The sequence below is a fragment of the Synechococcus sp. KORDI-49 genome, from assembly GCF_000737575.1.
Taxonomy (GTDB): domain Bacteria; phylum Cyanobacteriota; class Cyanobacteriia; order PCC-6307; family Cyanobiaceae; genus Parasynechococcus.
On record NZ_CP006270.1, the window covers coordinates 1,815,345 to 1,839,506 of the forward strand.

Genomic DNA, 24,162 nt, shown 5'->3' on the forward strand with positions numbered 1-24,162 from the left:
GGGAAACCGAACGATCGGGCAAGGTCTCCGACCATTGCGCTGAAAGGTCCTGAATCCGCCTCTATCTTTCGACGGGATCAGGAGTTGACGTGGAAACCGGAACGACGGTTCAGGACCTGAGCCGCGTGATCAGTCCAGAGGGGCAGCAGCTCCTCCAGCACCACAACCTCTTGCGTCCGCTCATCGAGAAGATGGTGATCGACGAGACCACAGCGGCAGCGGTTGTTTCGGACGAGAAGCTGGCTGAAGCGAGGCTCGGCCTGCTGAAGCGCCGGGGATACACCTCCCTTGAGCAGTGGTCTGATCTCCTGACGGAACTCGGCAAGAGTGACGATGATCTCAGCGGCCAGTTGCTGCGCACCCTGCGCGTCAGTGCCATGGCCCGAGAGAAATTCGCACCGAAGGCTGAGGCCCGATTCCTGGAACGCAAGAACGAGCTCGACCAGGTTGTGTACAGCCTGCTCCGCCTCAGCAACCGTTTTCTTGCCAGGGAGCTTTATCTGCAGATCGAATCCGGTGAAGCCAACTTCGCTGATCTCGCGGGCCGTCATGCCGAAGGGCCTGAACGCAACACCAACGGAATCGTCGGACCGGTCCCGCTCACCCAGGCCCACCCGATTCTTGTGGAGAAGCTGAGGGTGGCGAAACCAGGGGACTTGCTGGAACCGTTCAAGGTCTCGGACTGGTGGCTGGTGGTCAGGCTGGAGCGCTATTCGCCCTCGACCTTCACCGACGAGGTCTCCGACGCCATGTGCAAGGAGATGTTTGACGCCTGGATCAACGAGCTGACCGCGTCTAGCTTGAGTCGCCTTCAGGGAGATGGCTCGGACGCCAGCGAGCAGACGTCATGACCCAGTCACCCCCCTTCCCCCTGCTTCAGCTGCCGGCGTTCAAGGATCTCAGCTCTGAGGGTGCCGCCCGGCTTCAGCAGGAGACGCGTGGCCTCAAGTTTGATCTCGGACATCAGCTGGTGGAGGACGGTGAGATTCCCGCCCGCGTGCTGGTGCTGTTGCAGGGCCAGGCCCGCCTGGTCGGTGAGCAGCGGGGACGCATGACCACGGTGGGCAAGTTCGGGCCGGGAAGCATCCTGGGAGCGGCAAGTCTGCTCTGCGGTCACCCCTGTGAGAACGTCGTCGCTGCCCAGGAGGTGGTGGCTGCGGCGATCCCGGATGAGACGTGGCTGCATCTGTACAAGACAGAGTCGAGTTTCCGCCGATGGTGCGATGGCCAGCTGTGGCCTCAGGAACTGCAGTTCCTTCTGGAAACCCTGATCGCAGGCTCGGCCAATGCCGAGATTTCCACGCTGCAGTTGCTCCAGACCCACTACAAGGCCTGTCGCCACTGCGCTCCGACCGCTGAAGCGATCCGAGCCGCTCAGGATGAGGGCGCCACGGTTTTCCTCTCCTCCTCCTGGGGAGAAGCCTCCCCAGGTCGTCTCGTTCAGGCCGACTCGGATCTTCCTCCGACCGATCGTTTCGCCCCCCGCCTGGTGGCTCTGCCTCAGGAGGTGATGGATGCCCTCGGGGGTGACGCCAGTCTCACCACCACCGCCAGCGCGGTGGAGGATGCATCGACGTCCACCTTGACGCTGCTTCCGGCCTCTGAGGAGGAGGGATCCCTGCCTCCCGTGAGCCATTACAGCCCGGAACGGAATGTGGTCGACAGCCTTCGACTGATCCGCGCCGACGGTCCGATCGATGAGACCTTGGCCTGTTTCCAGATGCTGGCGCAGCTGATGAAGCTGCCGTTCCGGCGCGATTCGATCGAGAAGGTGCTGCGCGACAACCTGCGGCGTGGCCTCACCCCCAATCTTCAGCTCTGCGGACAGCTGGCCGCCAGCCTCGGTCTGCATGTGATGGCCGCCCGGGTTCCGGCTTCAGCGGGGACCCGGCTTCAGGTTCCGTCGATGATTCCCTGGAAGGGGGGGTTCGCCCTTGTGGTGGCCAGCAACGAGCGCGGCCTGAAGTTTGCCTCTCCGAAGCACGGCATGGTGAGCCTGACGACTTCGGAGCTGGAGACGAGCTTTCCCGAGGGCATCGAGCTGCTGCTGATGGAGCGCTCCAATGCGACGCCTGAGCAGAACTTCGGCCCCGGTTGGTTCTGGCCCGCTCTGAAGCGCTACCGCGGAGTGCTCACCCAGGTGCTGGCTGCGAGCTTCGTGGTTCAGCTCTTCACCCTGGCCAACCCGCTGTTGATTCAGGTGATCATCGACAAGGTGATCACGCAGCGAAGTCTCGACACACTGCAGGTTCTCGGTATCGCCCTTGTGGTGGTGACCATCCTGGAGGGTGTGCTCGGCAGCCTCAAGACCTTCCTGTTTGCCGAGACCACCAACCGAATCGATCAGCGCCTGGGAGCGGAAGTGATCGATCACCTGCTGCGTCTGCCCCTCGGTTACTTCGATCGGCGGCCCGTCGGGGAACTGGGCACGCGGGTCGCCGAGCTCGAGAAGATCAGGAACTTCCTGACAGGTCAGGCCCTGACGACGATTCTCGATGCGGCGTTTTCAGTCATCTACATCCTTGTGATGATCGTCTACAGCTGGCTGCTCACCCTGATCGCCCTCTCGGTGCTGCCGATCCAGGTCGGAATGACGATTCTCGGAGCACCGCTGTTCCGTCGTCAGTTCCGCGCCGCCGCCGAGGAGAACGCCAAGACTCAGAGCCACCTGGTCGAGGTGCTCACCGGCATTCAGACGGTCAAGGCCCAGAACGTTGAAATGGTCAGCCGCTGGCGTTGGCAGGAGTTCTATTCCCAGTACATCGCGCGCACCTTCGAGAAGACGATCACCGGCACGGCTCTGAACCAGACCAGCCAGGTGCTGCAGAAGATCTCCCAGTTGATGGTGTTGTGGGTCGGTGCCTCGATGGTCCTGAAAGGAGAGCTGACTCTCGGTCAGCTGATCGCTTTCCGGATCATCTCCGGCTACGTGACCCAGCCGTTGTTGCGTCTGTCCACGATCTGGCAGCAGATCCAGGAGCTTCGGGTGAGCTTTGAACGCCTTGCCGATGTCATCGACACTCCTGAGGAATCCGATGAGGTGGATAAATCAAAAGTGATGCTTCCGCCTCTGGAAGGTCAGGTGCGCTTCGAGAATCTCTCGTTCCGATTCCGGCCCGGCCAGCCGGAAGTTCTCAAGGACGTCAACCTTGAGATCAAGCCCGGCACCTTTGTCGGCATCGTCGGGCAGAGCGGCAGCGGCAAGAGCACTCTGATGAAGCTTCTGCCTCGTCTCTATTCCCCAGAGGAGGGCAGAATTCTCATCGATGGTTACGACATCGACAAGGTCGAGCTGTATTCCCTGCGTCGCCAGATCGGCATCGTTCCGCAGGATCCTCTGCTGTTCAGCGGCACCGTGAGCGAGAACATCGCTCTCACCAATCCTGAGGCTTCCAGTGAGGAGATCGTGCGTGCGGCGCGTCTGGCCAATGCCCATGATTTCATCATGGAACTACCCAGCGGATACAGCACCTCCGTCGGTGAGCGCGGGGCATCTCTCAGTGGTGGACAGAGACAGCGCGTGGCGATCGCCCGCACGCTGCTGAGCAATCCGAAGCTGCTGGTGATGGATGAAGCCACCAGCGCACTGGACTACGAAACCGAACGCAAGGTCTGCGACAACCTTCTCGAGAATCTCAATGACCGCACCGTGTTCTTCATCACCCACCGCCTGTCGACCATCCGCAATGCGGACATCATCGTGATGCTGGATAAGGGCGCGGTTGTTGAACTCGGTACCCATGAGGAACTGATGAATCACCGGGGTCGTTATTTCGCCCTATACCGCCAGCAGGGGGACGCCTGACCATGAAACTCAACCCTTTTAAGCGCGATGATTCCACCGGCCTGGCGCAGCCGACCAACGGTGTGCAGGACGTGAACGGCGAAACGGTGTCGATCACGCGATTCGATGAGTCCGTGCTTCAGCAGGGGCGCTTCTGGATGCGCACCGTCACATGGACGCTGATCGGCACCACGGTGTTCGGTGTGGCCTGGTTGGCTCTCGCGAGAACCGAAGAGATCGTCGTCGCGACAGGAAAGTTGGAGCCGATCGGCTCGGTGAAGGACATTCAGATGCCTGTCGGGGGCGTTGCTGACGAAATCCTGGTGAAGGAGGGGGAGCAGGTGAAAGCCGGGCAGGTGTTGATGAAACTGGACACCGAAGCGAGTGAAGAGCAGCAGCGATCTCTTCAGACCCAGATGCAGGCGCTTCAGAACAACCTTCAACTCAAGGACGATGAACTGAGTCTGAAACGCAAGGAGCTCCGCGATTACCTCGCTATGAATCGAGAGGAGGTGGCGATGCTCGAGAAAAATCTCGTTCTGGCCTCGGACATCCTCGGACGTCTGGAGGAACTGGCCCGCCAGGGAGCCACGCCGGAGCTGCAACTGCTTCAGCAGAGAAACACCGTTGAGGAGACCCGTGGTCGCCTGATGCAGACCCGCGTCGATCGGGACAGACAATCAGCCATCCTGAATCAGAACATCACGCAACTGCAGCAGGCGATCCAGCAGACCCGGTCCCAGGAGGCTGATCTGAAGGCGAAGCTTGCTGAAACGCGTGTGACCCTGCGGTATCAGCAGCTCAAATCCCCGGTGGATGGCGTGGTGTTTGATCTCAAGCCCACGTCCACCGGATTCACAGCCCAGTCCACCCAGACGGTGATGAAAGTCGTTCCTTATGGTTCCTTGGAGGCGAAAGTTGAGGTGCCGAGCAACAAGATCGGTTTCGTCAAACTTCCTCAGGGACAGGACGGCAAGCCGGGTTGCCCGCAGGATCTCTCGATCTGCATGGATGCCGACATCAGCATCGATTCCTATCCGTCAACCGATTTCGGTGTGCTGAATGGCAAGGTCACCAAGATCGGTTCCGATGCTCTGCCTCCGGACCCTCAGGAACAGCGTGAACAACTCAGCTTTCCAGTCACCGTTGAACTGCAGCAGCAGCAGTTGAAACTCAAGAGCGGCACGTCACTGCCTCTGCAGGTGGGTATGAGCCTCACGGCGAACATCAAGCTGCGCAAGGTTTCCTATCTGCAACTGCTGCTCGGCGAATTCCAGGACAAGGCGGAATCGCTTCAGCGCCTCTGATGGGATGAGATGAGAGTTCTTTTTGTTCATCAGAACTTTCCTGGTCAATACATTCATATCGTTCAGAGGCTGGCACAACAGGGTGGTCATCAGATTGTCGCTCTCGGAATCCAGTCGATGGACACCAGTCGTAAGGTCCCCGATTCTGTTCATTATTTTCGTTATCCACTGAAGCGCGGCAATGCTGAAGACGCGCATCCGCTCGTGGTGGAAACAGAATCGAAGGTGATTCGTGCTGAGGCCGTTGCAGAGGCCGCTTGGCGTTTGAAGGGAAAGGGATTTGTTCCCGACCTGATCTGTGTGCACCCAGGTTGGGGCGAAGCTCTTTTCCTGCGAACCGTATGGCCTGAGGTTCCGATGCTCAGTTACCAGGAATTCTTTTATCAGGAGCATGGTTTTGACACCAATTTTGACTCCGAGTTTGAGCCCGAACGGGATTGGCAGAGGAAGGCAAAATTGATCATGAAAAATGCTTATCTGCACGTCACGCTGGAGCAATCAACCTGGAATATCTCGCCAACACACTTTCAGGCGAGCAGCTTCCCGGAGCATTGGCGCAGTCGGATCAGCGTCATTCATGACGGGGTGGACATGGCCCGCGCGGTGCCGGACCCTTCGCCTGCGCCCATGACCCTGCCTGATGGCACTCGGCTTGAGGCTGGCCAGCCCGTCGTCACCTTCGTGAACCGACGATTGGAGCCCTACCGCGGCTGTCATACCTTCATCCGGGCTCTGCCTGCTCTTCAGAAGCGCTGTCCGGATGCCCGGATCATCGTTGTCGGCGAGACCACCGGGGTCAGCTACGGAGCGGCCTGCCCGGACGGCGAGTGGCGTGATCGTTTCCTGGCGGAGATCGAGGGGCGATACGACCCGTCGAGGGTGCATTTTACCGGCACGCTCCCTTACAGCTCATTTATCCCACTGCTCCAGCTGAGTGCCTGTCATGTGTATCTCACCTATCCCTTCGTGATGAGCTGGAGCCTGCTGGAGGCGATGGCCTGCGGTTGTGCCGTCGTCGGCTCCGATACGGCTCCGGTTCGCGAGGTGATTCGCGATGGTCACAGTGGTTTGCTCGTGAACTTCTTCTCTCCAGGGGATCTTGCGGAGGCCGTGGCCGAACTTCTGCAGAACCGGCCGAGGGCCAGAGCTCTCGGAGAAGCCGCCCGTCGTCATGTGGAACAGCTGTATGACCGGGATGTGTGTGTCTCCCGGCAGCTGGCGCTGATGGATCTGGTGGCCAGCGGCAGCATCGCCGGCTGAAACGGCAAACTGAGGCGCTGTTCCGATCTGATGCCGTGTCGCAGCTGCAGAGCCTCAGAGGCATGGTGGATCTCTTGCCGCAGGCTCTGGAGCGCTGGCAGGCGGTGGAAGCCGTTGCCCGTGAGCAGTTCCGCCGTTCCGGATTCGGCGAGATCCGCACGCCGCTGCTGGAAACCACCGACCTGTTCTGCCGCGGCATCGGCGAAGGCACCGATGTGGTGGGCAAGGAGATGTACAGCTTCACCGATCGCGGTGAGCGGTCCTGCACGCTGCGGCCGGAGGGAACCGCATCGGTGGTGCGTGCGGCGCTGCAGCACGGACTGTTGAGCCAGGGCGCCCAGAAGCTCTGGTATGCCGGCCCGATGTTCCGCTACGAGCGGCCCCAGGCCGGACGACAGCGTCAGTTTCACCAGATCGGTGTGGAGTGGCTGGGGGCGGAGAGTGCCCGCAGTGATGTGGAAGTGATCGCGTTGGCCTGGGATCTGCTGGCCAGCCTCGGCGTCGGCGGGTTGGAGCTGGAGCTCAACAGCCTCGGTTCGGCGGACGATCGTCAGGCCTATCGCAAGGCTCTGGTGGATTGGCTCGAGCAGCGGCTGGAGCAGCTGGATGAGGACTCCCGCGCGCGATTGACCAGCAATCCGCTGCGAATTCTCGATTCCAAGAACAAGGACACCCAGGCCCTGCTCGAGCAGGCACCAACCCTGGCTGATGCCCTCAGCCCCGAGAGCCGCTTGCGGTTTGAAGCCGTGCGGCAAGGGCTGACCGCCCTGGGCATTCCCTATCGGCTCAATCCGCGGCTGGTGCGGGGCCTGGATTACTACAGCCATACCGCCTTTGAGATCACCAGCGATCAGCTGGGGGCGCAGGCCACCGTCTGTGGGGGCGGTCGGTATGACGGTCTGATCGCACAACTGGGTGGAGCGGCCACTCCAGCCGTCGGCTGGGCTCTGGGCATGGAGAGGCTGTTGCTGGTGCTTGAGGCGGCCGCCATGGCGGCTCCGAACGGGGCGGCGGCTCGGTTGGTGGGCTCGTCCGTACCCGATGCCTACGTGGTCAATCGCGGCGACCAGGCGGAGACCATGGCTCTGACGCTGGCTCGCGCTCTGCGGGCTGCTGGCCTGACCGTCGAACTGGACGGGTCGGGATCGGCCTTCGCCAAGCAGTTCAAACGGGCGGATCGTTGCGGTGCCCGTTGGGCCCTGGTGCTGGGCGATGACGAGGCGGACCGTGCTGAGGTGCGGCTGAAGCCGTTGCTCGGACAGGGGGAGGAGGTCAGCTGGGCAGTGGCGGAGATTGCCGCGATCGTGGACGTGCTGCGCACCCCCTGAGATGCGGATTCATCTCGTTACCGGCGGGGCCGGGTTCCTGGGCTCCCATCTGATTGATCGGTTGATGGAGGCGGGTGAGGAGGTGATCTGCCTCGACAACTACTTCACGGGCCGCAAGCGCAACATCGAGCGCTGGATCCGCCATCCCCGTTTCGAGCTCATCCGCCACGACGTCACGGAGCCCATCAAGTTGGAGGTGGATCGGATCTGGCATCTGGCCTGTCCGGCTTCGCCGATTCACTACCAAACGAATCCTGTGAAAACGGCCAAGACCAGTTTTCTGGGCACCTACAACATGCTCGGCCTGGCCAGGCGGGTGGGAGCTCGGCTGCTGCTGGCCAGCACCAGTGAGGTGTACGGCGACCCGGAGGTGCATCCTCAGCCGGAGAGTTACCGGGGCTGCGTCAATCCGATCGGGATCCGCAGCTGTTACGACGAAGGCAAACGCATCGCCGAGACCCTCTGCTTCGACTATCAGCGCATGAATGGCGTGGAGGTGCGGGTGGCACGCATCTTCAACACCTATGGCCCGCGCATGTTGATCGATGACGGTCGGGTGGTTGGCAATTTCATCGTGCAGGCGCTGAGAGGTCAGCCCCTGACCGTCTTCGGCGATGGTTCCCAGACCCGTTCGTTCTGTTATGTCAGCGATCTGATTGAAGGGCTGATCCGCTTGATGAACGGTGACGGCACCGGTCCGATGAATCTCGGAAATCCAGGGGAGTTCACCATTCGTCAGTTGGCGGAGTTGGTGCGGGATCGCATCGATCCTGATTTGCCGCTGATTGAAAAGCCGTTGCCGCAGGACGACCCCCGTCAGCGACGCCCTCTGATCGATCTGGCAAGGCAGGAGCTGGGTTGGCAGCCGACTGTGCCACTGGAGCAGGGACTGGGCCCGACCATCGACTCCTTCCGTAAGGTCCTCGAACTTGAGGTGGATCTGCGCGCGTGACGGTTCAACGCATCTGCTGCATCGGCGCGGGCTATGTGGGCGGCCCGACGATGGCTGTGATCGCCGACCGCTGCCCGGAGATCCAGGTGACGGTGGTGGACATCAACCAGTCGCGCATCGATGCCTGGAACGATGCCGATCTCAGCAAGCTTCCTGTCTATGAGCCGGGTCTGGATGCGGTGGTGGGTCGTGCCCGGGGCCGCAACCTCAGCTTCTCAACGGCGGTGGAAGCCACCGTCGCGGCGGCGGACATGGTGTTCATTTCGGTGAACACCCCAACCAAGACCAAGGGGCTCGGAGCCGGTCAGGCCAGTGACCTGCGCTGGGTGGAAGCCTGTGCCCGCACCGTCGCTCAGGCCGCGACGGGACACACGATCGTGGTGGAGAAGAGCACGCTGCCGGTGCGCACGGCCGCGGCGATCAAGACGATCCTTGAGGCCGCCCAGGAGGACGATCAGCAGCGCAGCTTCTCGGTGCTCTCCAACCCCGAGTTTCTGGCGGAAGGCACGGCGATCCGGGATCTGGAGGCGCCGGACCGGGTGCTGATCGGAGGCGAAGACGCGGCATCGATCGATGCCTTGGCGTCGGTGTACGGCCACTGGGTGCCGGAGGCCCAGATCCTGCGCACCAACCTGTGGAGCAGTGAACTCTCCAAGCTCACGGCCAATGCGTTCCTGGCTCAGCGGATCAGTTCGATCAATTCGATCGCGGCCTTCTGTGAAGCCAGTGGCGCTGATGTGCGCGAAGTGGCGCGGGCGATCGGCACCGACAGTCGCATCGGGCCCAAGTTCCTCAACGCCGGCCCTGGGTTCGGCGGCAGCTGCTTCCAGAAGGACATCCTCAACCTGGTGTATCTCTGCCGCCATTTCGGCCTGCCGGAGGTGGCTGATTACTGGGAGAGCGTGGTGGCTCTTAACACCTGGCAGCAGCACCGGATCGCGCGGCTGGTGGTGCAGAAGCTGTTCGGCACGGTGACCGGCAAGCGGTTGGCGATTCTCGGTTTCGCCTTCAAGGCGGACACCAACGACACCCGCGAGGCGCCGGCGATCCGCATCTGCGGTGATCTGCTGGAGGAGGGAGCGCAGCTGGCGATTCACGATCCCAAGGTGGACCCGGTTCAGATCGCCCGGGATCTGAAGCAGGAGGCGGCAGCGGCGGCAGGCGCCCTCAGCGGGACGGGCAGCTGGGCCCTGGCGGGTTCCGTGGAAGAGGCTGTCAGCGGTGCAGATGCGGTGCTGATCCTCACGGAGTGGCGTCAGTACCGCCAGCTCAACTGGGCTGATCTGGCCGCTCGGATGCGCCGACCGGCCTGGGTGTTCGATTCCCGCGCGGTGAGTGATCCGCATCAGGTGCGCGCCGCGGGTCTCAGTTTCTGGCGTGTCGGGGACGGCGAGGGCTGATGGCACGCACGGTTCTGGTCACCGGTGCTGCCGGCTTCATCGGTGCTGCGCTCTCACAGCGGCTGCTGGCCCAGGGTGATCGGGTGGTCGGACTCGACAACCTCAACAGCTACTACGACCCGGCCCTGAAACAGGCCCGTCTGCGTCAGATCGAGGTCATTGCACCGGCCGGAGCCTGGCGGTTTGAGCCGATGGCGCTGGAGGATGGTGAGGCCCTGATGGCCCTGTTCGCGGCGGAGCGGCCGCAGGTGGTGGTGAATCTGGCGGCGCAGGCAGGGGTCCGTTATTCGCTGGAGAACCCGGCGGCCTACATCCAGAGCAACCTGGTGGGTTTCGGCCACATCCTGGAGGGCTGCCGGCACCACGCGGTTGGGAACCTGGTGTATGCCTCCAGCAGTTCGGTGTACGGCGGCAACCGCAATCTGCCCTTTCACGAGCGGCAGCCGGTGAACCATCCGGTGAGCCTCTACGCCGCCAGCAAGAAGGCCAATGAGCTGATGGCGCACACCTACAGCCATCTCTACGGTCTGCCGGCGACTGGTCTGCGTTTCTTCACGGTGTATGGGCCGTGGGGACGACCGGACATGGCCCCGATGTTGTTTGCCCGGGCGATCCTGGCCGGTGAGCCGATCAAGGTGTTCAACCACGGTCGGATGCAGCGCGACTTCACTTACATCGACGACATCGTCGAGGGAGTGCTGCGCTGCTGCCACAAGCCGGCCTCCGCGAATCCCGACTTTGACCCGCTTCAGCCGGACCCGGCGACGGCGGCTGCGCCCCACCGGGTGTTCAACATCGGCAACAGCCAGCCCACGGAGCTGCTGCGCTTCATCGAGGTGATGGAGGAGGCCCTGGGACGGGAGGCGATCAAGGATTTTCAGCCGATGCAGCCGGGAGATGTGGTGGCCACGGCCGCTGATACTCAGGCTCTTGAACAGTGGGTGGGCTTCCGTCCCAGCACGGCGATTGAAACCGGAGTGGAATGTTTCGCCCGGTGGTACCGCGATTTTTACAAGGTCTGAGATTCAGGCATGAAAAAACCGGTCCAGAGGACCGGTTGAACCACGGAAATGGTTCTGGAGATCAGGCGGAACCCACCCCTGTGTAAGAGCCGTAGAAGAACAGACCGACCACAAACAGAACGGCCATACCGCCGGCCGTTGCCACAAGCCAGAGAGGGAGAACACCTTCGGTCCAGCGGGAGCGCCAGGGCACGGCCGGACGGCCATCAGGAAGGCGATCAGGGATCCGGCCATCGGGATACAGAGACTTCTTGCTGCTCATGGGTCAGACCTCAGTTGAAGAAGTAGCTGGAGAACAGCACACCGGTGGTGAACACCAGCAGCAGGCCGAGATAAAGGCTTGTGCGGTTGAGTTCAACCGGAAGGTTGTTGGGATTGGGATTGCGTTCCATGGAATCGGATCAGCGGCGGATGAACTGCATCGCGGCCAGGGCACCGAGAAAGAAGACGGTGGGCACGCCGAGGGTATGGAGGGCCAGCCAACGCACCGTGAAGATCGGATAGTTGCGCGGCGTGGTGTTGATGGGTGTCTGTGTCATGGGGTTATTTCAGGCGGACGTCGAGTTCCGACTTGCCCTCATAGCGCTGGCTGACGACTGGGGCCTTGCTTTCGGTCGCCTGGAAGTAGGCGTCCGGCCGGGGGGTTCCAAAGGCGTCGTACGCCAGACCGGTGGATACGAACAGGAATCCCGCAAGGAAAATCGAAGGCAGGGTGACGGCGTGGATCACCCAGTAGCGGATGCTTGTGATGATCTCGAAAAACGGGCGTTCCCCGGTGGAGCCTGCAGCCATGGCTAGGGGTGTATCAGCCCGGAGATCCTAGGGGGTGACCAAGGATCGCGGGCCTGGTGATCAGGCTCAGTTACAGAGCGTTGCCCACCCAGCGCAGCAGGTTGCCCCGCTCGCCAAGCACAAAGGCCCGATCGCCATCGAAAACCATGCGGGTGAAGTTGCTGGGCTGCCGGTCTCCAACCGGATCGATTTCCCAGCTGTCACCCCCATCTCGGCTCACCAGAAGGGTTCCATTGCCGCCGCCGGCCCAGATGGCACCCTCTGCATCCCAGCCCATGTCCATGTATCCGTAGCCGTTGGTGATCGGGATGATCGGCTTGCTCCAACTGTCGAAATTGCCGGGCTCGTCATTCAGTCGGATCTGGGCGCCGCGGGCAAGCATCCAGAGTTGCCCGTCCGGCTGGTACCCAATGCTCTGCAGTCTCTGGCTGCTGACACGCTGGTGCACCTGCCAGACGCTCTCCCCCGGTTCCCAGGTGGCGTAGAAGTTGCCGAGGCTGCTGACGCTGACGTACCCGCCGTCCTCGCGCCGACGCAGATCACGGACGGATCCAGCCGCATCGGAGACCTTCGCTTCCCAGCTGCCGCCGCTGTCGTGGGTTTCGTAGACGGCCCCGACGTTGGTGGCCAGTTCGGCGGAGTGCTTGTCAAGCGCTGTGATCAGGTAGGGCTCCCCGGGGAGCTTCGTGTCCAGAAACAGGCGGGTCCAGTTCTGGCCACCGTCGATCGTGTGCATCAACAGGCCAGGCTGCCCCGCGATCCAACCTTCGTCGCCGTTGAAATCGATGCTGATCAGGCGGAAGTTCTCTTCCTCCGGCAGATCCAGGCTCCGCTCATTCCAGGTGACTCCGTTGTCGTCCGTTTCCTGGATCATCCGGTTGCTGCCCACCAGGAAACCGTGGGAGCGGTCGGTGAAGCCGACATCGAGGGGGTTCGATTCAGTGTCCAGGTTCTGGGCCTGCCAGGGACTGGACGTGGCAACGGGCAGGCGGGTCGTGACACAGCCGCTGAGACTGATGCCCAGCACGAGCACCAGAAGGAGATTGGCGGCGGAGGAGAGCAGGCGATTCATGGTGATGCCGGTCAGCGCAGGGAATACAGCGAAAGGAAGAAGGCGAATGCCAGGGCCAGCCCGCCGAAGATCAGCACATTCTTCTGCCCCGGGGTCAGTCGGTTCACACCGAGGCCGTAGTTGAGGTTCTCCTCGAAGCCACTGGCCTTGCTGCGGGGGCCGATATCCCGGAACGCCGGCATCCGGCTGCGGCAGACCGGACAACGGAAGCTGAGCGGATCCAGGTCCTCGAAGGCGGTGCCTGCTTCGATGCCCACTTTCTTGACCCCTTCGTCGGGGTCGTACACATAGCCGCAGCTCCGGCACTCAAAGCGATGAGTCCGGGGATCGGTCTCGGTGGGATCTTTTTCTGCACCGTCCGCAGGTTCGATCGACTCTGGCTGTCCGATCGCCTGTTGCTGGTCAGTCGCCGGATCGTCGCTCACCGCTGTGCTGTCATGCGGAGTGACTCTATCGGCGTCAACTGCTGGCAGTGAATGCCAAAATGGACCGGACTACGGGGACGTTCATGTTCGCCCTGCCCGGCTATGACGCCTTCCTCGGATTTCTGCTGATTTCTGCAGCGGTTCCGGCACTTGCCCTGATCACCAACAAACTGCTGGCGCCGCGCAGTCGGGCTGGTGAACGGCAACTCACGTACGAGTCCGGCATGGAGCCGATCGGCGGTGCCTGGATTCAGTTCAACATCCGCTATTACATGTTCGCACTGGTGTTCGTCATCTTCGACGTCGAGACAGTGTTTCTTTATCCGTGGGCCGTTGCTTTTCACCGACTCGGTCTGCTCGCGTTCATCGAAGCGCTGATCTTCATCGCCATCCTGTTGGTGGCCCTGGCCTACGCCTGGCGCAAAGGCGCACTCGAATGGAGCTGAATGATGTCTGAAACCACTCCGTCCATCCAAAGCCCCTCGATCACCGCTGTCCGCGATCTCCGGGAAGCCAGTTGCGGGCCGATCGGAGCTCCCGCCGTCACCAACGATCTCAGCGAGAACGTCATTCTCACCAGCCTGGATGATCTCCATAACTGGGCACGGCTCAGCAGCCTCTGGCCCCTCCTGTATGGAACTGCCTGCTGCTTCATCGAGTTCGCTGCTCTGATCGGCTCCCGTTTCGATTTCGATCGCTTCGGCCTGGTGCCTCGCAGCTCACCGCGCCAGGCTGATCTCCTGATCGTGGCCGGCACCGTGACCATGAAGATGGCCCCGGCTCTGGTCCGCTTGTACGAACAGATGCCGGAGCCCAAGTACGTGATCGCCATGGGGGCCTGCACGATCACTGGCGGCATGTTCAGTGCTGACTCCACCACCGCTGTTCGGGGTGTCGACAAGCTGATCCCAGTCGACCTGTACCTCCCGGGTTGCCCCCCGCGTCCGGAGGCGATTTTTGACGCCGTGATCAAGCTGCGCAAGAAGGTCGGTGATGAGTCCCTGGCCGAACGTCGCAAGCATCAGCAGACGCATCGCTATTTCACGGTTTCTCACCGGATGAAGCGGGTTGAAGCCCAGGTCACAGGGTCCTACCTGCGTGCTGATTCCCAGCGTGCCGCTCTCGCGGCTGCCCCTGAAGGCCTACTGCTGGCCACGGATGCTGCTGTTCTCACCCCCGTTGCCGACGCTGTCGACTCATGAGTGAAACCCCTACGACTCCGCCGAAAGACGACTCGTCATCTCTGGCTGCAGCACAACCCGGACCTGTCAGCACCTGGTTGACCCAGCAGGGTTTCGAGCATGACCATCTCGATCCGGATCATTCCGGTATCGAGCAGATCGGTGTGGATGCGGCAGTCCTCCCAATCATCGCGGCGGCTCTGAAGAGCCACGGATTCGATTATCTCCAGTGCCACGGCGGCTACGACGAAGGTCCTGGACAACACCTTGTCTGCTTCTATCACCTGTTGGCCATGCGGGAACAGGTGCAGGCCATGGCCGCCGGAGAGGAATCCACGCTTCGGGAAGTGCGCCTGAAAGTGTTCCTCTCGCGTGAAGGAACCCCGACTCTGCCCTCGATCTATGGGCTCTTCCGAGGAGCTGATTGGCAGGAACGGGAAACCTTCGACATGTTCGGCATCCAGTTCGAGGGGCATCCGCATCCCAAACGTTTGCTGATGCCTGAGGACTGGAAAGGCTGGCCCCTGCGCAAGGACTACATCCAGCCCGATTTCTACGAGATGCAGGACGCCTACTGATCACGGTCCCGTGGGGTCTGATCCTTGCGGTGGCTGCGGTAGAAACGCATCACCGCGAGCGCGAGATTGCGGGGGTCGTGCCTGAGTGTCGCGGTCGGTCGTGCCCCCTGGAGGGGGGCCAGGGTGACGTCATAGCCCTCCGTCCGCAGTCGCTCCGCATCGCAACGGACCGGTTCCGCACCGCGGGCTCGGTAATGCTCGACCAGTGGAGAGGATTCCACGTTGTCTTGAGCCAACACAGCCGTGAACAGTCGGTCGTCGATGCCGAGGCTTGCCAGCTGGGCTTCGATCGCCCGGAGATGACCACCCACATCCAAACCGTCGGTTTCTCCGGGCTGGGTCATCAGATTGCAGATGTAGAGCCTTGGCGAGCGGGATGACTGGATGGCCGACATCAGCTCCGGAACCAGCAGATTGGGAAGCAGCGAGGTGTAGAGGCTGCCGGGGCCCAGCAGGATCAGATCGGCGTTGGCGATCGCTTCGAGAGCGCGGGGAAGAGCCGGCGGGCGTTCCGGCAGACAACCGAGCCGAACGATCGGGCTTGGTGCCTTGCCGATGTTGCTTTCCCCCTCGATCCGCTCTCCGTTCTCCAACTCCGCCCAGAGCCTCACATCAGCACTGGTGGCAGGCACCACCTGGCCCTGAACAGCCAGGACGCGACTGGAGGCCGTGATGGCCGTCTCCAGGTTGCCGGTGATGGCGGTGAGAGCCGAGAGGAACAGGTTGCCGAAGCTGTGGCCCTCGAGGCCGCTGCCAGCTGCGAAGCGGTATTGGAACAGTCTTGTCAGCAGTGGCTCCTCGGTGGAGAGTGCCGCCAGACAGTTGCGGATGTCTCCGGGGGGCAGCACCCCGAGTTCCCGACGGAGCACGCCGCTGCTGCCGCCGTCATCAGCAACGGTGACGATGGCGGTGATGTGACTGCTGTAGCGCTTGAGCCCGCTCAGCAGGGTGGAGAGACCGGTGCCCCCTCCGATGGCGACGATGTTCGGGCCGCGGTTCAGCCGGCTCTTGGCTCGCAGGGCATCCACCAGAACCGTGTCCTTGTCAGGCGCCAGGGCCTGCTGGATGGAGCCGAAGCTGCGGCTCTGGCCCCACAGCACCAACCCGATCCCGACGATCACCACCAGCGGGCCCGTGATCTCCCGCGGAAGCACCGTGGTGATGGTGCTCAACATCCAGCTCAGGGTCTCAATGATCCAGTAGATCGGCTTGAGATCAGCCCAGACGGCTGCTCCGAGCAGAGCCATCATCAGGCCGAGTCCGGAGGTGAGCAGCCAGCGCTTCACCACCAGTCCCGGCTGGAGCCAGCGGACCGCCCGCTGCGATCGGGTCACCAGATCCTTGCGTCGCTGGGCCCGTATCGCCCTGGCCCGTCGTTTGCTGTGCGTAGTCACTTGCGCTTAGGGGCGATCGAGCACGGCATTCCCTGAACTGTACGGAGACTCGGCGGTCGGGCAAAGATGGCAGCACATGTGCGTTCATGCCTGTGGTCGGGGCCCAACCCGTCGTTGAGATGCGCGACCTCACCATGCAGTGGGGGCAGCGGCCAGTGCTGGATCGGGTGAATCTGCAGATGCAGCCTGGAGAGCGCCTGGCGGTGGTGGGTCCTTCCGGCGCCGGTAAGTCGACCGTGCTGCGCCTGTTGGCCGGTCTTCAGCTGCCCACGCAGGGCGAACTGTGTCTCTTCGGAAAGCAGCAGACCTATCTGCGGCTGGATCAGACCCGACCTCCGGATGTGCGACTGGTGTTTCAGAACCCTGCCCTGCTGGCTTCGCTCACCGTGGAGCAGAACGTCGGTTTTCTGTTGCGGGAGCGGGGACGCATGACTGCCCGGGAGATCCGCCAGCGAGTGGAATCCTGCCTCGAGGCGGTGGGCCTCTACGACGTGGCCCATCTCTACCCATCCGAGCTGAGCGGTGGCATGCAGAAACGGGTGAGTTTCGCGCGGGCTCTCGTCGATGATCCGGAACGCGGAGACCAGGCCATGCCGTTGCTGCTCTATGACGAGCCCACCGCTGGACTGGATCCGGTGGCTTGCACCCGCATCGAGGATCTGATCGTGAAGACCACAACGGTGGCCAGAGGCTGTTCGGTGGTGGTCAGCCACGTGCGCAGCACGATCGAGCGATCGGCGGAACGGGTTGTGATGTTGTACGGCGGCAGTTTTCGCTGGCAGGGCTCCGTGGAGGAGTTCCGCAGCACCGACAACCCCTACGTGGAGCAGTTCAGGACAGGTAGTCTTCGCGGACCCATGCAGCCCATGGAGTCCTGACCGCCATGCGACGCAGCATCCGCGATGCCATCGTCGGCTTCACCGTGCTTGGGGGCATCGTCGGGTTCGGTGCGACAGCTCTGTGGATGCGGGGGGTACGGCTCGGGGCCAGCACCTGGATGGTGACAGCACGTTTCGCTGATGCCGGTGGCCTGGCGGAGCGTTCACCGGTCACCTACCGGGGCATTCTGGTGGGTTCCGTGAAGACGATCCGTGTGACTCCAGAAGCGGTCGTTGCGGATCTGGAGATCAACCAAGGGGATCTGAAACTGGCTCAGCCGGTCACCGCCACGGTCGCTTCCGGCTCTCTGCTGGGGGGAGATGCTCTCATTGCCCTGGTCAGCAAGGGCAAGCCACTGCCGGAAGAGGCACCGCGGGCCAGTGCGGCTGACTGTGTTGGCAGCAGGCAGCTCTGCAATGGAGCGACGATCCAGGGGCAGGAAGCCCCCAGCCTCAGCACCGTGACCGAGACCATTCAGGCTCTGCTGTCTGAGGCCCAGAAAGCCAATCTCATCCCTGCTCTGGCGCAGTCCACCCAGCAGTTCGAAACCACGTCGAAGGATGCCTCACTGTTCCTGAACAACGCCGATCAGGCGGTTGCGGAGATCGAGCTGCTGGTGAAGCAGCTGCGGGCCGAGGCCGCCAAGGTCGAGCCGATGATCGAGAACCTGAATGCGGCCACCGGCAATGCCGTCAAGGCTTCGGCTCACGTGAACAACATCGTGGCTGCTCTGGACAATCCCAAGACCCTGAACGAGTTGCGGCAGACGGCGGCCAATGCTGCTGACCTCACTGCCAAGATCGATTCCGTCGGAGGTGATGTGGAGAAACTCACCTCAGATGAGGAGTTCATGAAAGGCCTGCGCAGCGTGACCATCGGACTCGGTGAGCTGTTCGCTGAGCTTTATCCGGCAGAGACCTCCAGGTAGCTCAGATCCCATTGATCGCATCCAGTGCCACGGCAGCGATCGCCTGATCACTGGCTTTGGGCAGCTGCACGTATCGCCCCCCGGCGGCTTCGGCCAGGTCCTTGCCCATGCCGCTGCCGATGAACTTGCGCTCGGTGTCGATCACCAGCAGCTTGATGCCGAGCATCCGGTAACGGCTCGCCACATCCAGCACCTCCTGCTTGAGGTCAGGTTTCTCGTCACCGTCCAGAACGGGCTGTCCGAGGGAGGTGCTCAGGGGTACGTTGCCGCGACCATCGGTGATGGCGACCACCACCACCTGGCCGAGATCACCCGTTGCCAGGGCATTGGCGCCCACACGGGCGGCCTGGGTGAGGCCATGGGCCAGGGGTGAACCGCCGCCGCAGGGCATCGATTCCAGCCGGCGGCGGGCGGCGGTGATCGACCGTGTGGGGGGCAGCAGCACCTCAGCCTGGTCACCACGGAAGGGAATCAGGGCCACCTCGTCGCGGTTCTCATAGGCCTCGGTGAGCAGGCGGATCACGGCGCCCTTGGCGCTCTGCATCCGGTTCAGGGCCATCGAGCCGCTGGCATCCACCAGGAACACCACCAGGGCACCGGCCTTGCGCTGCAGCAACTTGGCACGCAGATCGCCCTCTTCCACGATCACGGTGCGGCCCGGTTCCCGTTCCCGCCGGATTTTCTGGTACGGCGCGGCAGCCCGCAGCGTGGCGTCCACGGCGATCCGGCGCACGGGACCGCGGGGCAGCATCGGTTTCACGTACCGGCCGCGGCTGTCGCTGAGCACCACCGAGCGGCTGCCGCTGTTGCCGCTCTTGGCCTTGGCGGCATTGAACAGCAGCAGGTCGGGGTCCACGTCGATCGCTTCGGGATCGAGCATGAACTCTTCGGGTACGGCCGGCGGCGTCTGATCCTCCTCGCCGTCCCCCTCGTTGTCGTCGGTGCTGTCGTCCTCGCTGGTGTCCTCCGGCGGATCGTTCTCCTCCTCGCCGGATCCCTCCGGTGGCGGCGGTGGGCTGTCCTGTTCGTTCTGCTGATCCCCCTGGTCCTGGGGTGGCGGAGGGGGCTCCATCTGCTGATCTGGGGGTGGCATCTGGGAGGCCCGCGGTGCAATCACCAGAGCCACGGCCACCTGCAGATCGTCGGCCTCCACCCTGTCCCGGCCGGAGAGTGCGGCGTGGGCCCTCGCCACCCGCACGGCATAGAGCTCGGAGCGATGACCTTCCACGCCGCCGCGGATCGCTTCGGTGACCAGGTACTCGATCTGCTCGCGGCTGATCTGCACATCCGGCAGCCACTGGCGGGCCAGCAGCAACTGCGTGGCCAGGGCGTCGGTCTCCTCACGCCAGGTCTCTGCGAATGAGCGGCTGCACTGGCCATGGCTGATCACCGCATTGGTGATCTCCACCCGCTGTTCGGTGCTCACCAGCTGGTTGGCGGAGAGGGCAATGGCAAAGCGATCCAGCAGGTGATCGCGGACGTTGCCCTCCTCCGGGTTGTAGGTGGCGATCAGCAGGGGCCGGCAGGGGTGGCTGAGGCTCAGACCCTCCCGTTCCACCCGGTTCTCGCCGCTGCCCACGGCCGCCAGCATCAGGTTGACGATGCCGTCGTCGAGCAGATTCAATTCATCGACGTAGAGCACACCGCGGTGGGCATCCGCCAGCAGGCCCGGCTGGAACACGGCGCTGCCGCTGGCCAGTGATGCGGTCACATCCACCGCCCCCACCAGCCGGTCCTCGGTAATGCCGAGGGGGATCTGCACGAAGGGTGCCGGGATCACCCGGGAGGGCGCGTCTCCGCTGATCGTCTCGCGGGTGGCCGCATCCCATTCCTCCGGATTGAGGGGATCCAGGTTCCGGCCGACGCCGTTGTCGACGTCGAGGATGTCGATGGGGGGCAGCAGGGCGTGGAGGCCTCTGGCGAGCACGGATTTGCCGGTGCCGCGCCCACCGGCGATCACCACGCCGCCCAGGCCTGGATCAACGGCCGCCAGCAGCAGGGCGAGCTTGAGGGTGCCGTGGCCTGTGATCGCAGCCAGGGGGAAGGCTCGGGTCGCCCGGTCGTCGGTCACCGCAACACCGCTTGCCACCATGGATGCGTTCAGCCCGCATGTGCGCGCCAGTCTCGCTGATGCCCTCAATGGACGATGCCCCGCTGGCCGTGGCCCTGGGAGCCAACCAGCCGAGTGCGGTCGGTTGGCCCCGCGACACCCTCAGGGCTGTGCGGCCTCTGCTTGAGGCAGAACTGACGGACTGGGCCGAGCAGCCCGCGCGCTGCCGCTGGTCGGCGTTGCTGGAGACCGCCCCGGTGGGGCCGGTGGAGCAGCCGGACTATTTCAATGCGGTGCTGCTAGTGGACGGCATGGCGATTGAGCCGACTGAAACGGCAGCTCTGCTGCTGCTGGATCGCCTGCACCAGCTGGAGCGGCAGTTCGGCCGCGATCGTGAGCAGGAGCAGCGCTGGGGCCCCCGCACCCTGGATCTGGATTTGCTGTTCTGGGGGGAACTGCGCCTGGAGCATCCTCGGTTGGTGCTGCCCCATCCGCGGCTGCATCTGCGGGCTTTTGTGATGGAGCCGCTGCTGCAGGCGATGGATGCCGCTCACCCGCCATGCTGGTGAGCCAATCGGCCTGATCCCATGGCGCCGCTGCCGGCCCCGGAGCCCTTCGAGCTGCTGGACACCGTTGAAGCGGTCGATGCCCGCAAGATCCGCTTCGAGCGCAACCGGATCAGATTGCCGATGGGGGTGGAAGCCACCTTCGGGATGATCCGCCACCCGGGCGCGTCTCTGGCAGTGCCGATCACGCCGGATGGGCATGTGGTGCTGCTGCGTCAGTACCGCTTCGCTGTGCAGGCGCGCTTGCTGGAATTCCCTGCGGGAACTCTGGAAGAAGGGGAGGATCCGCTGGAATCGATGCAGCGGGAGCTGGGGGAGGAGGCGGGCTACAGCGCTGCCCGCTGGGATGCGCTGGGTCCGATGCTGCCCTGCCCCGGTTACTCCGATGAGGTGATCCACTGCTTCCTTGCCCGGGAACTCACCCCTCTGGAGAATCCCCCAGCCGGTGATGACGATGAAGATCTGGAGGTGGTGCTGATGACGCCGATGGATCTGGATGCCCGGCTGGGATCCGGCGATGAATGGCTGGATGGCAAGAGCGTCACCGCCTGGTATCGAGCCAAACAATTGCTGGGCCTGGGATGACAACGCCTCGCGTTCTGTTCTGGCATCGCCGTGATCTGCGCCTGGCGGACAACCTCGGCCTTGCGGCGGCGGCGGAGATCAGCCCTGCGCTGACCGGTGTGTATGTGCTCGATCCGAATGTGATCGATCCGCCTGAGCAACTGCCTCCGATGGCGCCGGCTCGGCTGTGGTTCCTGATCGAGAGCCTGATCGAACTGCAGCAGCGCTGGCGGGAGGCCGGCAGCCGCTTGCTGATCCTCGAAGGGGATCCGGTGGCGGTGCTGCCGCAGCTGGCGGAACAGATCGGGGCGGAGTCGGTGGTGTGGAACCGCGATGTGGAGCCCTATGCCCGGGAACGGGACCGGCAGGTGGCCAAGCGCTTGCAGGCGGATGGCCGCATGGTGGTGGTGGATTGGGATCAGCTGCTGATCGCCCCCGAGCTGCTGAAGACCGGTGCAGGAGACCCCTACCGCGTTTATGGCCCGTTTCTGCGCAACTGGCGCGGCCAGGTGCAGGCCAAGCCGCCCATCTGTGTTGAAGCTCCCTCCGATCTCCTCGATCTGGAGGAGGGGGTGGTTCCTGATACCGCCCCCTTGGATGTCCTGGTGGGCAGCCACGGGTTTCAGGGCAGTGAGATCTGCCCCTGCCGCCCCGGCGAATCAGCGGCTCTGCAGCAGCTCAGTTCGTTCTGTGATGGGGCCCTGTTCGGCTACGAGCCCGACCGCAACTTCCCTGGCGTTGTGGGCACGTCATATCTGAGTGCGGCGTTGAGTGTGGGCACCCTCAGCCCGCGTCAGGCCTGGTGTGCCGCCCTGGAGGCCCGTGAGCAGGCCCGCAGCGATGAACAGCGGCATGCCATCGGGGTGTGGGAGCAGGAGCTGGGGTGGCGAGAGTTCTATCAGCAGGCGCTGTTCCATTTCCCCGAGCTGGCGGATGGTCCCTACCGCGAGCAGTGGCGGCGCTTTCCATGGGAGAACAACACCGATTGGTTCGAGCGCTGGAAGGAGGGTCAAACCGGGATGCCGATCATTGACGCGGCGATGCGCCAGCTCAACCAGAGCGGCTGGATGCACAACCGCTGCCGCATGATCGTGGCGTCATTCCTGGTGAAGGATCTGATCTGTGACTGGCGCTGGGGCGAACGCGCCTTCATGGAGTTGGAGGTGGACGGCGATCTGGCTGCCAACAACGGCGGCTGGCAATGGAGCGCCAGCAGTGGCATGGATCCCAAACCGCTGCGCATCTTCAATCCGGCCACTCAGGCCAGCAAGTTCGATGCCGATGGCGACTACATCCGTCGTTGGTTGCCGGAGCTGCGTCACGTCAGCAGCAGGGATCTGATCAGCGGCGAGATCGGCGCGCTGGAACGGCGCGGTTATCCCGAGCCGCTTGTGGAGCACAAGCGTCAGCAGGCGCAATTCAAGGCGCTTTACGCCACCATCCGCGGCTGATTCACGTCGCAGGTGGGGTTGATCAGTTGCTCGAGAACAGACACAACCTGCTGCTGCTCCAGTTCATTGAGTTCCGGGAAGATCGGCAGGCTGAGCACCTGGGAGCAGGTTCTCTCGGTCGCGGGCATCGATCCGGGCTCGAGACCCAGATGGCTGTAGGCGGGCTGGCGGTGAATCGGGATGGGGTAGTACACGATCGTGTTGATGCCTTCGTCCTGCAGCCGCTCCTTCAGCCAGTCACGGCAGCAGCTCTCCGGCAGTCCGTGACTGCTGCTGATCGCTGAGGGGCTGCACTGGGCCTGACAGGTCGGCTGACCGGTGGGGCAACTGCTGACACGCACAACGAACTGGTTCCAGCTGTGGCCCTCTTCGTCTGTCGGAAGCGTGATACCGGGCAGATCAGACAGCAGCTCCCGGTAGCGCGCGGCAATCTCCCGACGGCGGTCGATCCACTCGCTGAGCTTGGGCAGCTTGACGTTGAGCACAGCAGCCTGGATGGCGTCCAGCCGGCTGTTGTATCCCAGGGCCGTATGCAGGTAGCGGCGGGGCATCCCATGCACGGCCAGTTCCCGCATGGTCTGGGCGAGGGTGTCGTCATCGGTGGTGACGGCGCCTCCATCGCCTGCGCCGCCGAGATTTTTGGTGGGGAAAAAGCTGAAGCAGCCCACATCGCCGAAGCTGCCCACCGCCTGGTCCTGCCAGGTCGCTCCGGTGGCCTGGGCGCAATCTTCGATCACCCGCAGGCCATGGCGGGAAGCGATCTCCATCAAACGGGTCATGTCCACCGGCCGACCGAACAGATGCACCGGCATCAGCGCGCGTGTGGATCCGGTGATGGCGGCCTCGATCTGATTCAGATCGATCAGGAAGGTCTCCGGGTCCACATCCACGAAGATCGGTGTCGCACCGACCGCACTGATCGCTTCGGCCGTGGCGAAGAAGCTGAAGGCGCAGGTGATCACCTCGTCGCCAGGACCGATCCCGATGGCCCGCAAGGCCAGGATCAAAGCATCGGTTCCGCTGTTGCAGCCGATGGCGTGGCGCGTGCCGACGTTGTCGGCAAAAGCATGCTCAAACGTGCTGACCTGTGGCCCGCCGATGTACTGACCGCTGCGCAGCACACCGAGAACAGCCTTCTCGAGGTCCGTGCCGAGATCGGTGATCTGCTGGCTGAGGCTGAAGGGAGGCACGTGCATGGCGCTCACCTTAGGCCGCCTCTCAGGCCCTGG

Annotated in this window: 25 protein-coding genes and 1 pseudogene; 17 read left to right on the forward strand and 9 right to left on the reverse strand. The window is 63.2% G+C overall.

Annotated features, from left to right (window positions below; genetic code table 11):
* The first annotated feature begins 89 nt into the window (after window positions 1-89).
* From KR49_RS09125 to KR49_RS09160, 9 genes and pseudogenes are all read left to right on the forward strand, one after another.
* A complete protein-coding gene (locus KR49_RS09125) occupies window positions 90-851 on the forward strand; it encodes a peptidylprolyl isomerase (protein WP_043694398.1) in 762 nt (253 codons plus the stop codon).
* Complete coding sequence (locus KR49_RS09130) at window positions 848-3,805, forward strand: peptidase domain-containing ABC transporter (protein WP_043694401.1); 2,958 nt, start codon at window positions 848-850, stop codon at window positions 3,803-3,805. The genes KR49_RS09125 and KR49_RS09130 overlap by 4 nt, the downstream gene beginning before the upstream one ends.
* Before the next feature lie 2 nt (window positions 3,806-3,807).
* Window positions 3,808-5,091, forward strand: a complete 1,284-nt coding sequence (locus KR49_RS09135) for an HlyD family secretion protein (protein WP_043694409.1) — start codon at window positions 3,808-3,810, stop codon at window positions 5,089-5,091.
* A gap of 9 nt (window positions 5,092-5,100) precedes the next feature.
* Window positions 5,101-5,676: pseudogene (locus tag KR49_RS14570) on the forward strand (glycosyl transferase family 1); the annotation flags it as partial.
* A gap of 42 nt (window positions 5,677-5,718) precedes the next feature.
* Window positions 5,719-6,351, forward strand: a complete 633-nt coding sequence (locus KR49_RS14575) for a glycosyltransferase (RefSeq protein WP_371257670.1) — start codon at window positions 5,719-5,721, stop codon at window positions 6,349-6,351.
* Window positions 6,352-6,386: 35 nt separating this feature from the next.
* Window positions 6,387-7,679 carry a histidine--tRNA ligase gene (gene hisS, locus KR49_RS09145; RefSeq protein WP_043694420.1) on the forward strand — a complete coding sequence of 431 codons (1,293 nt, stop codon included), beginning with the start codon at window positions 6,387-6,389 and terminating at the stop codon, window positions 7,677-7,679.
* Window position 7,680: 1 nt separating this feature from the next.
* Window positions 7,681-8,631, forward strand: a complete 951-nt coding sequence (locus tag KR49_RS09150; protein WP_043694423.1) for a UDP-glucuronic acid decarboxylase family protein — start codon at window positions 7,681-7,683, stop codon at window positions 8,629-8,631.
* Window positions 8,628-10,031 carry a nucleotide sugar dehydrogenase gene (locus KR49_RS09155; protein WP_043694424.1) on the forward strand — a complete coding sequence of 468 codons (1,404 nt, stop codon included), beginning with the start codon at window positions 8,628-8,630 and terminating at the stop codon, window positions 10,029-10,031. Before KR49_RS09150 ends, KR49_RS09155 begins: the two co-directional genes overlap by 4 nt.
* Entirely contained in the window at window positions 10,031-11,053 is a 1,023-nt protein-coding gene (locus KR49_RS09160) for an NAD-dependent epimerase (protein WP_043694427.1), read from the forward strand. Before KR49_RS09155 ends, KR49_RS09160 begins: the two co-directional genes overlap by 1 nt.
* A 61-nt stretch (window positions 11,054-11,114) precedes the next feature.
* Here KR49_RS09160 and KR49_RS09165 read toward each other — a convergent pair whose 3' ends face one another.
* The 6 genes from KR49_RS09165 to KR49_RS09190 form a co-directional block, all read right to left on the reverse strand.
* A complete protein-coding gene (locus KR49_RS09165) occupies window positions 11,115-11,315 on the reverse strand; it encodes a photosystem II reaction center protein J (protein ID WP_043694431.1) in 201 nt (66 codons plus the stop codon).
* Between the two features lie 10 nt (window positions 11,316-11,325).
* Complete coding sequence (locus KR49_RS09170; protein WP_043694434.1) at window positions 11,326-11,445, reverse strand: photosystem II reaction center protein L; 120 nt, start codon at window positions 11,443-11,445, stop codon at window positions 11,326-11,328.
* A gap of 9 nt (window positions 11,446-11,454) precedes the next feature.
* Window positions 11,455-11,592 (reverse strand): cytochrome b559 subunit beta, encoded by a 138-nt coding sequence (gene psbF / locus KR49_RS09175; RefSeq protein WP_043694437.1) that lies wholly within the window; start codon window positions 11,590-11,592, stop codon window positions 11,455-11,457.
* 4 nt (window positions 11,593-11,596) lie between these two features.
* Window positions 11,597-11,845, reverse strand: coding sequence for a cytochrome b559 subunit alpha (psbE, locus tag KR49_RS09180; RefSeq protein WP_043694445.1), 249 nt, complete (start codon window positions 11,843-11,845; stop codon window positions 11,597-11,599).
* A 70-nt stretch (window positions 11,846-11,915) separates the two neighbouring features.
* Window positions 11,916-12,917 (reverse strand): photosynthesis system II assembly factor Ycf48, encoded by a 1,002-nt coding sequence (locus tag KR49_RS09185; RefSeq protein WP_043694449.1) that lies wholly within the window; start codon window positions 12,915-12,917, stop codon window positions 11,916-11,918.
* An 11-nt stretch (window positions 12,918-12,928) separates the two neighbouring features.
* Window positions 12,929-13,306 carry a rubredoxin gene (locus KR49_RS09190; RefSeq protein WP_253912868.1) on the reverse strand — a complete coding sequence of 126 codons (378 nt, stop codon included), beginning with the start codon at window positions 13,304-13,306 and terminating at the stop codon, window positions 12,929-12,931.
* Window positions 13,307-13,425: 119 nt separating this feature from the next.
* Between KR49_RS09190 and KR49_RS09195 the strand changes: the two genes are divergently transcribed.
* Genes KR49_RS09195 through KR49_RS09205 form a run of 3 tightly spaced genes read left to right on the forward strand, consistent with a single transcriptional unit; the run spans window position 13,426 to window position 15,101 of the window.
* The gene (locus tag KR49_RS09195; RefSeq protein ID WP_043694457.1) at window positions 13,426-13,788 is read left to right on the forward strand and encodes an NAD(P)H-quinone oxidoreductase subunit 3; all 363 of its coding nucleotides are present in this window, start codon (window positions 13,426-13,428) and stop codon (window positions 13,786-13,788) included.
* Between the two features lie 3 nt (window positions 13,789-13,791).
* Window positions 13,792-14,544: an NADH dehydrogenase subunit K gene (locus KR49_RS09200; protein WP_043697234.1), complete on the forward strand. Its 753-nt coding sequence runs from the start codon at window positions 13,792-13,794 to the stop codon at window positions 14,542-14,544.
* A complete protein-coding gene (locus tag KR49_RS09205) occupies window positions 14,541-15,101 on the forward strand; it encodes an NAD(P)H-quinone oxidoreductase subunit J (protein WP_043694458.1) in 561 nt (186 codons plus the stop codon). Before KR49_RS09200 ends, KR49_RS09205 begins: the two co-directional genes overlap by 4 nt.
* On the opposite strand, the gene yvcK is transcribed toward KR49_RS09205, so the two are convergent.
* Complete coding sequence (gene yvcK, locus KR49_RS09210; RefSeq protein ID WP_156957172.1) at window positions 15,095-16,495, reverse strand: gluconeogenesis factor YvcK family protein; 1,401 nt, start codon at window positions 16,493-16,495, stop codon at window positions 15,095-15,097. The two genes, KR49_RS09205 and yvcK, sit on opposite strands and share 7 nt — an antisense overlap.
* A gap of 119 nt (window positions 16,496-16,614) precedes the next feature.
* On the opposite strand from yvcK, the gene KR49_RS09215 reads away from it, so the two are divergent.
* Together KR49_RS09215 and KR49_RS09220 are read left to right on the forward strand one after the other, a co-directional pair.
* The gene (locus KR49_RS09215; RefSeq protein ID WP_253912743.1) at window positions 16,615-17,373 is read left to right on the forward strand and encodes an ABC transporter ATP-binding protein; all 759 of its coding nucleotides are present in this window, start codon (window positions 16,615-16,617) and stop codon (window positions 17,371-17,373) included.
* 5 nt (window positions 17,374-17,378) lie between these two features.
* Complete coding sequence (locus KR49_RS09220) at window positions 17,379-18,302, forward strand: MlaD family protein (RefSeq protein WP_043694462.1); 924 nt, start codon at window positions 17,379-17,381, stop codon at window positions 18,300-18,302.
* 1 nt (window position 18,303) lies between these two features.
* Here KR49_RS09220 and bchD read toward each other — a convergent pair whose 3' ends face one another.
* Window positions 18,304-20,394: a magnesium chelatase ATPase subunit D gene (gene bchD / locus KR49_RS09225; protein WP_043694463.1), complete on the reverse strand. Its 2,091-nt coding sequence runs from the start codon at window positions 20,392-20,394 to the stop codon at window positions 18,304-18,306.
* Between the two features lie 38 nt (window positions 20,395-20,432).
* On the opposite strand from bchD, the gene folK reads away from it, so the two are divergent.
* Genes folK through KR49_RS09240 form a run of 3 tightly spaced genes read left to right on the forward strand, consistent with a single transcriptional unit; the run spans window position 20,433 to window position 22,933 of the window.
* A complete protein-coding gene (gene folK, locus KR49_RS09230) occupies window positions 20,433-20,921 on the forward strand; it encodes a 2-amino-4-hydroxy-6-hydroxymethyldihydropteridine diphosphokinase (protein ID WP_043694465.1) in 489 nt (162 codons plus the stop codon).
* 18 nt (window positions 20,922-20,939) lie between these two features.
* Window positions 20,940-21,503, forward strand: a complete 564-nt coding sequence (locus KR49_RS09235; protein WP_043694467.1) for an NUDIX hydrolase — start codon at window positions 20,940-20,942, stop codon at window positions 21,501-21,503.
* Window positions 21,500-22,933 carry an FAD-binding domain-containing protein gene (locus KR49_RS09240; RefSeq protein ID WP_043694469.1) on the forward strand — a complete coding sequence of 478 codons (1,434 nt, stop codon included), beginning with the start codon at window positions 21,500-21,502 and terminating at the stop codon, window positions 22,931-22,933. The genes KR49_RS09235 and KR49_RS09240 overlap by 4 nt, the downstream gene beginning before the upstream one ends.
* Here the strand turns inward: KR49_RS09240 and KR49_RS09245 are convergent.
* Window positions 22,912-24,129, reverse strand: coding sequence for a DegT/DnrJ/EryC1/StrS aminotransferase family protein (locus tag KR49_RS09245; protein WP_043694471.1), 1,218 nt, complete (start codon window positions 24,127-24,129; stop codon window positions 22,912-22,914). The genes KR49_RS09240 and KR49_RS09245 overlap by 22 nt on opposite strands.
* Between the last annotated feature and the right edge of the window lie 33 nt (window positions 24,130-24,162).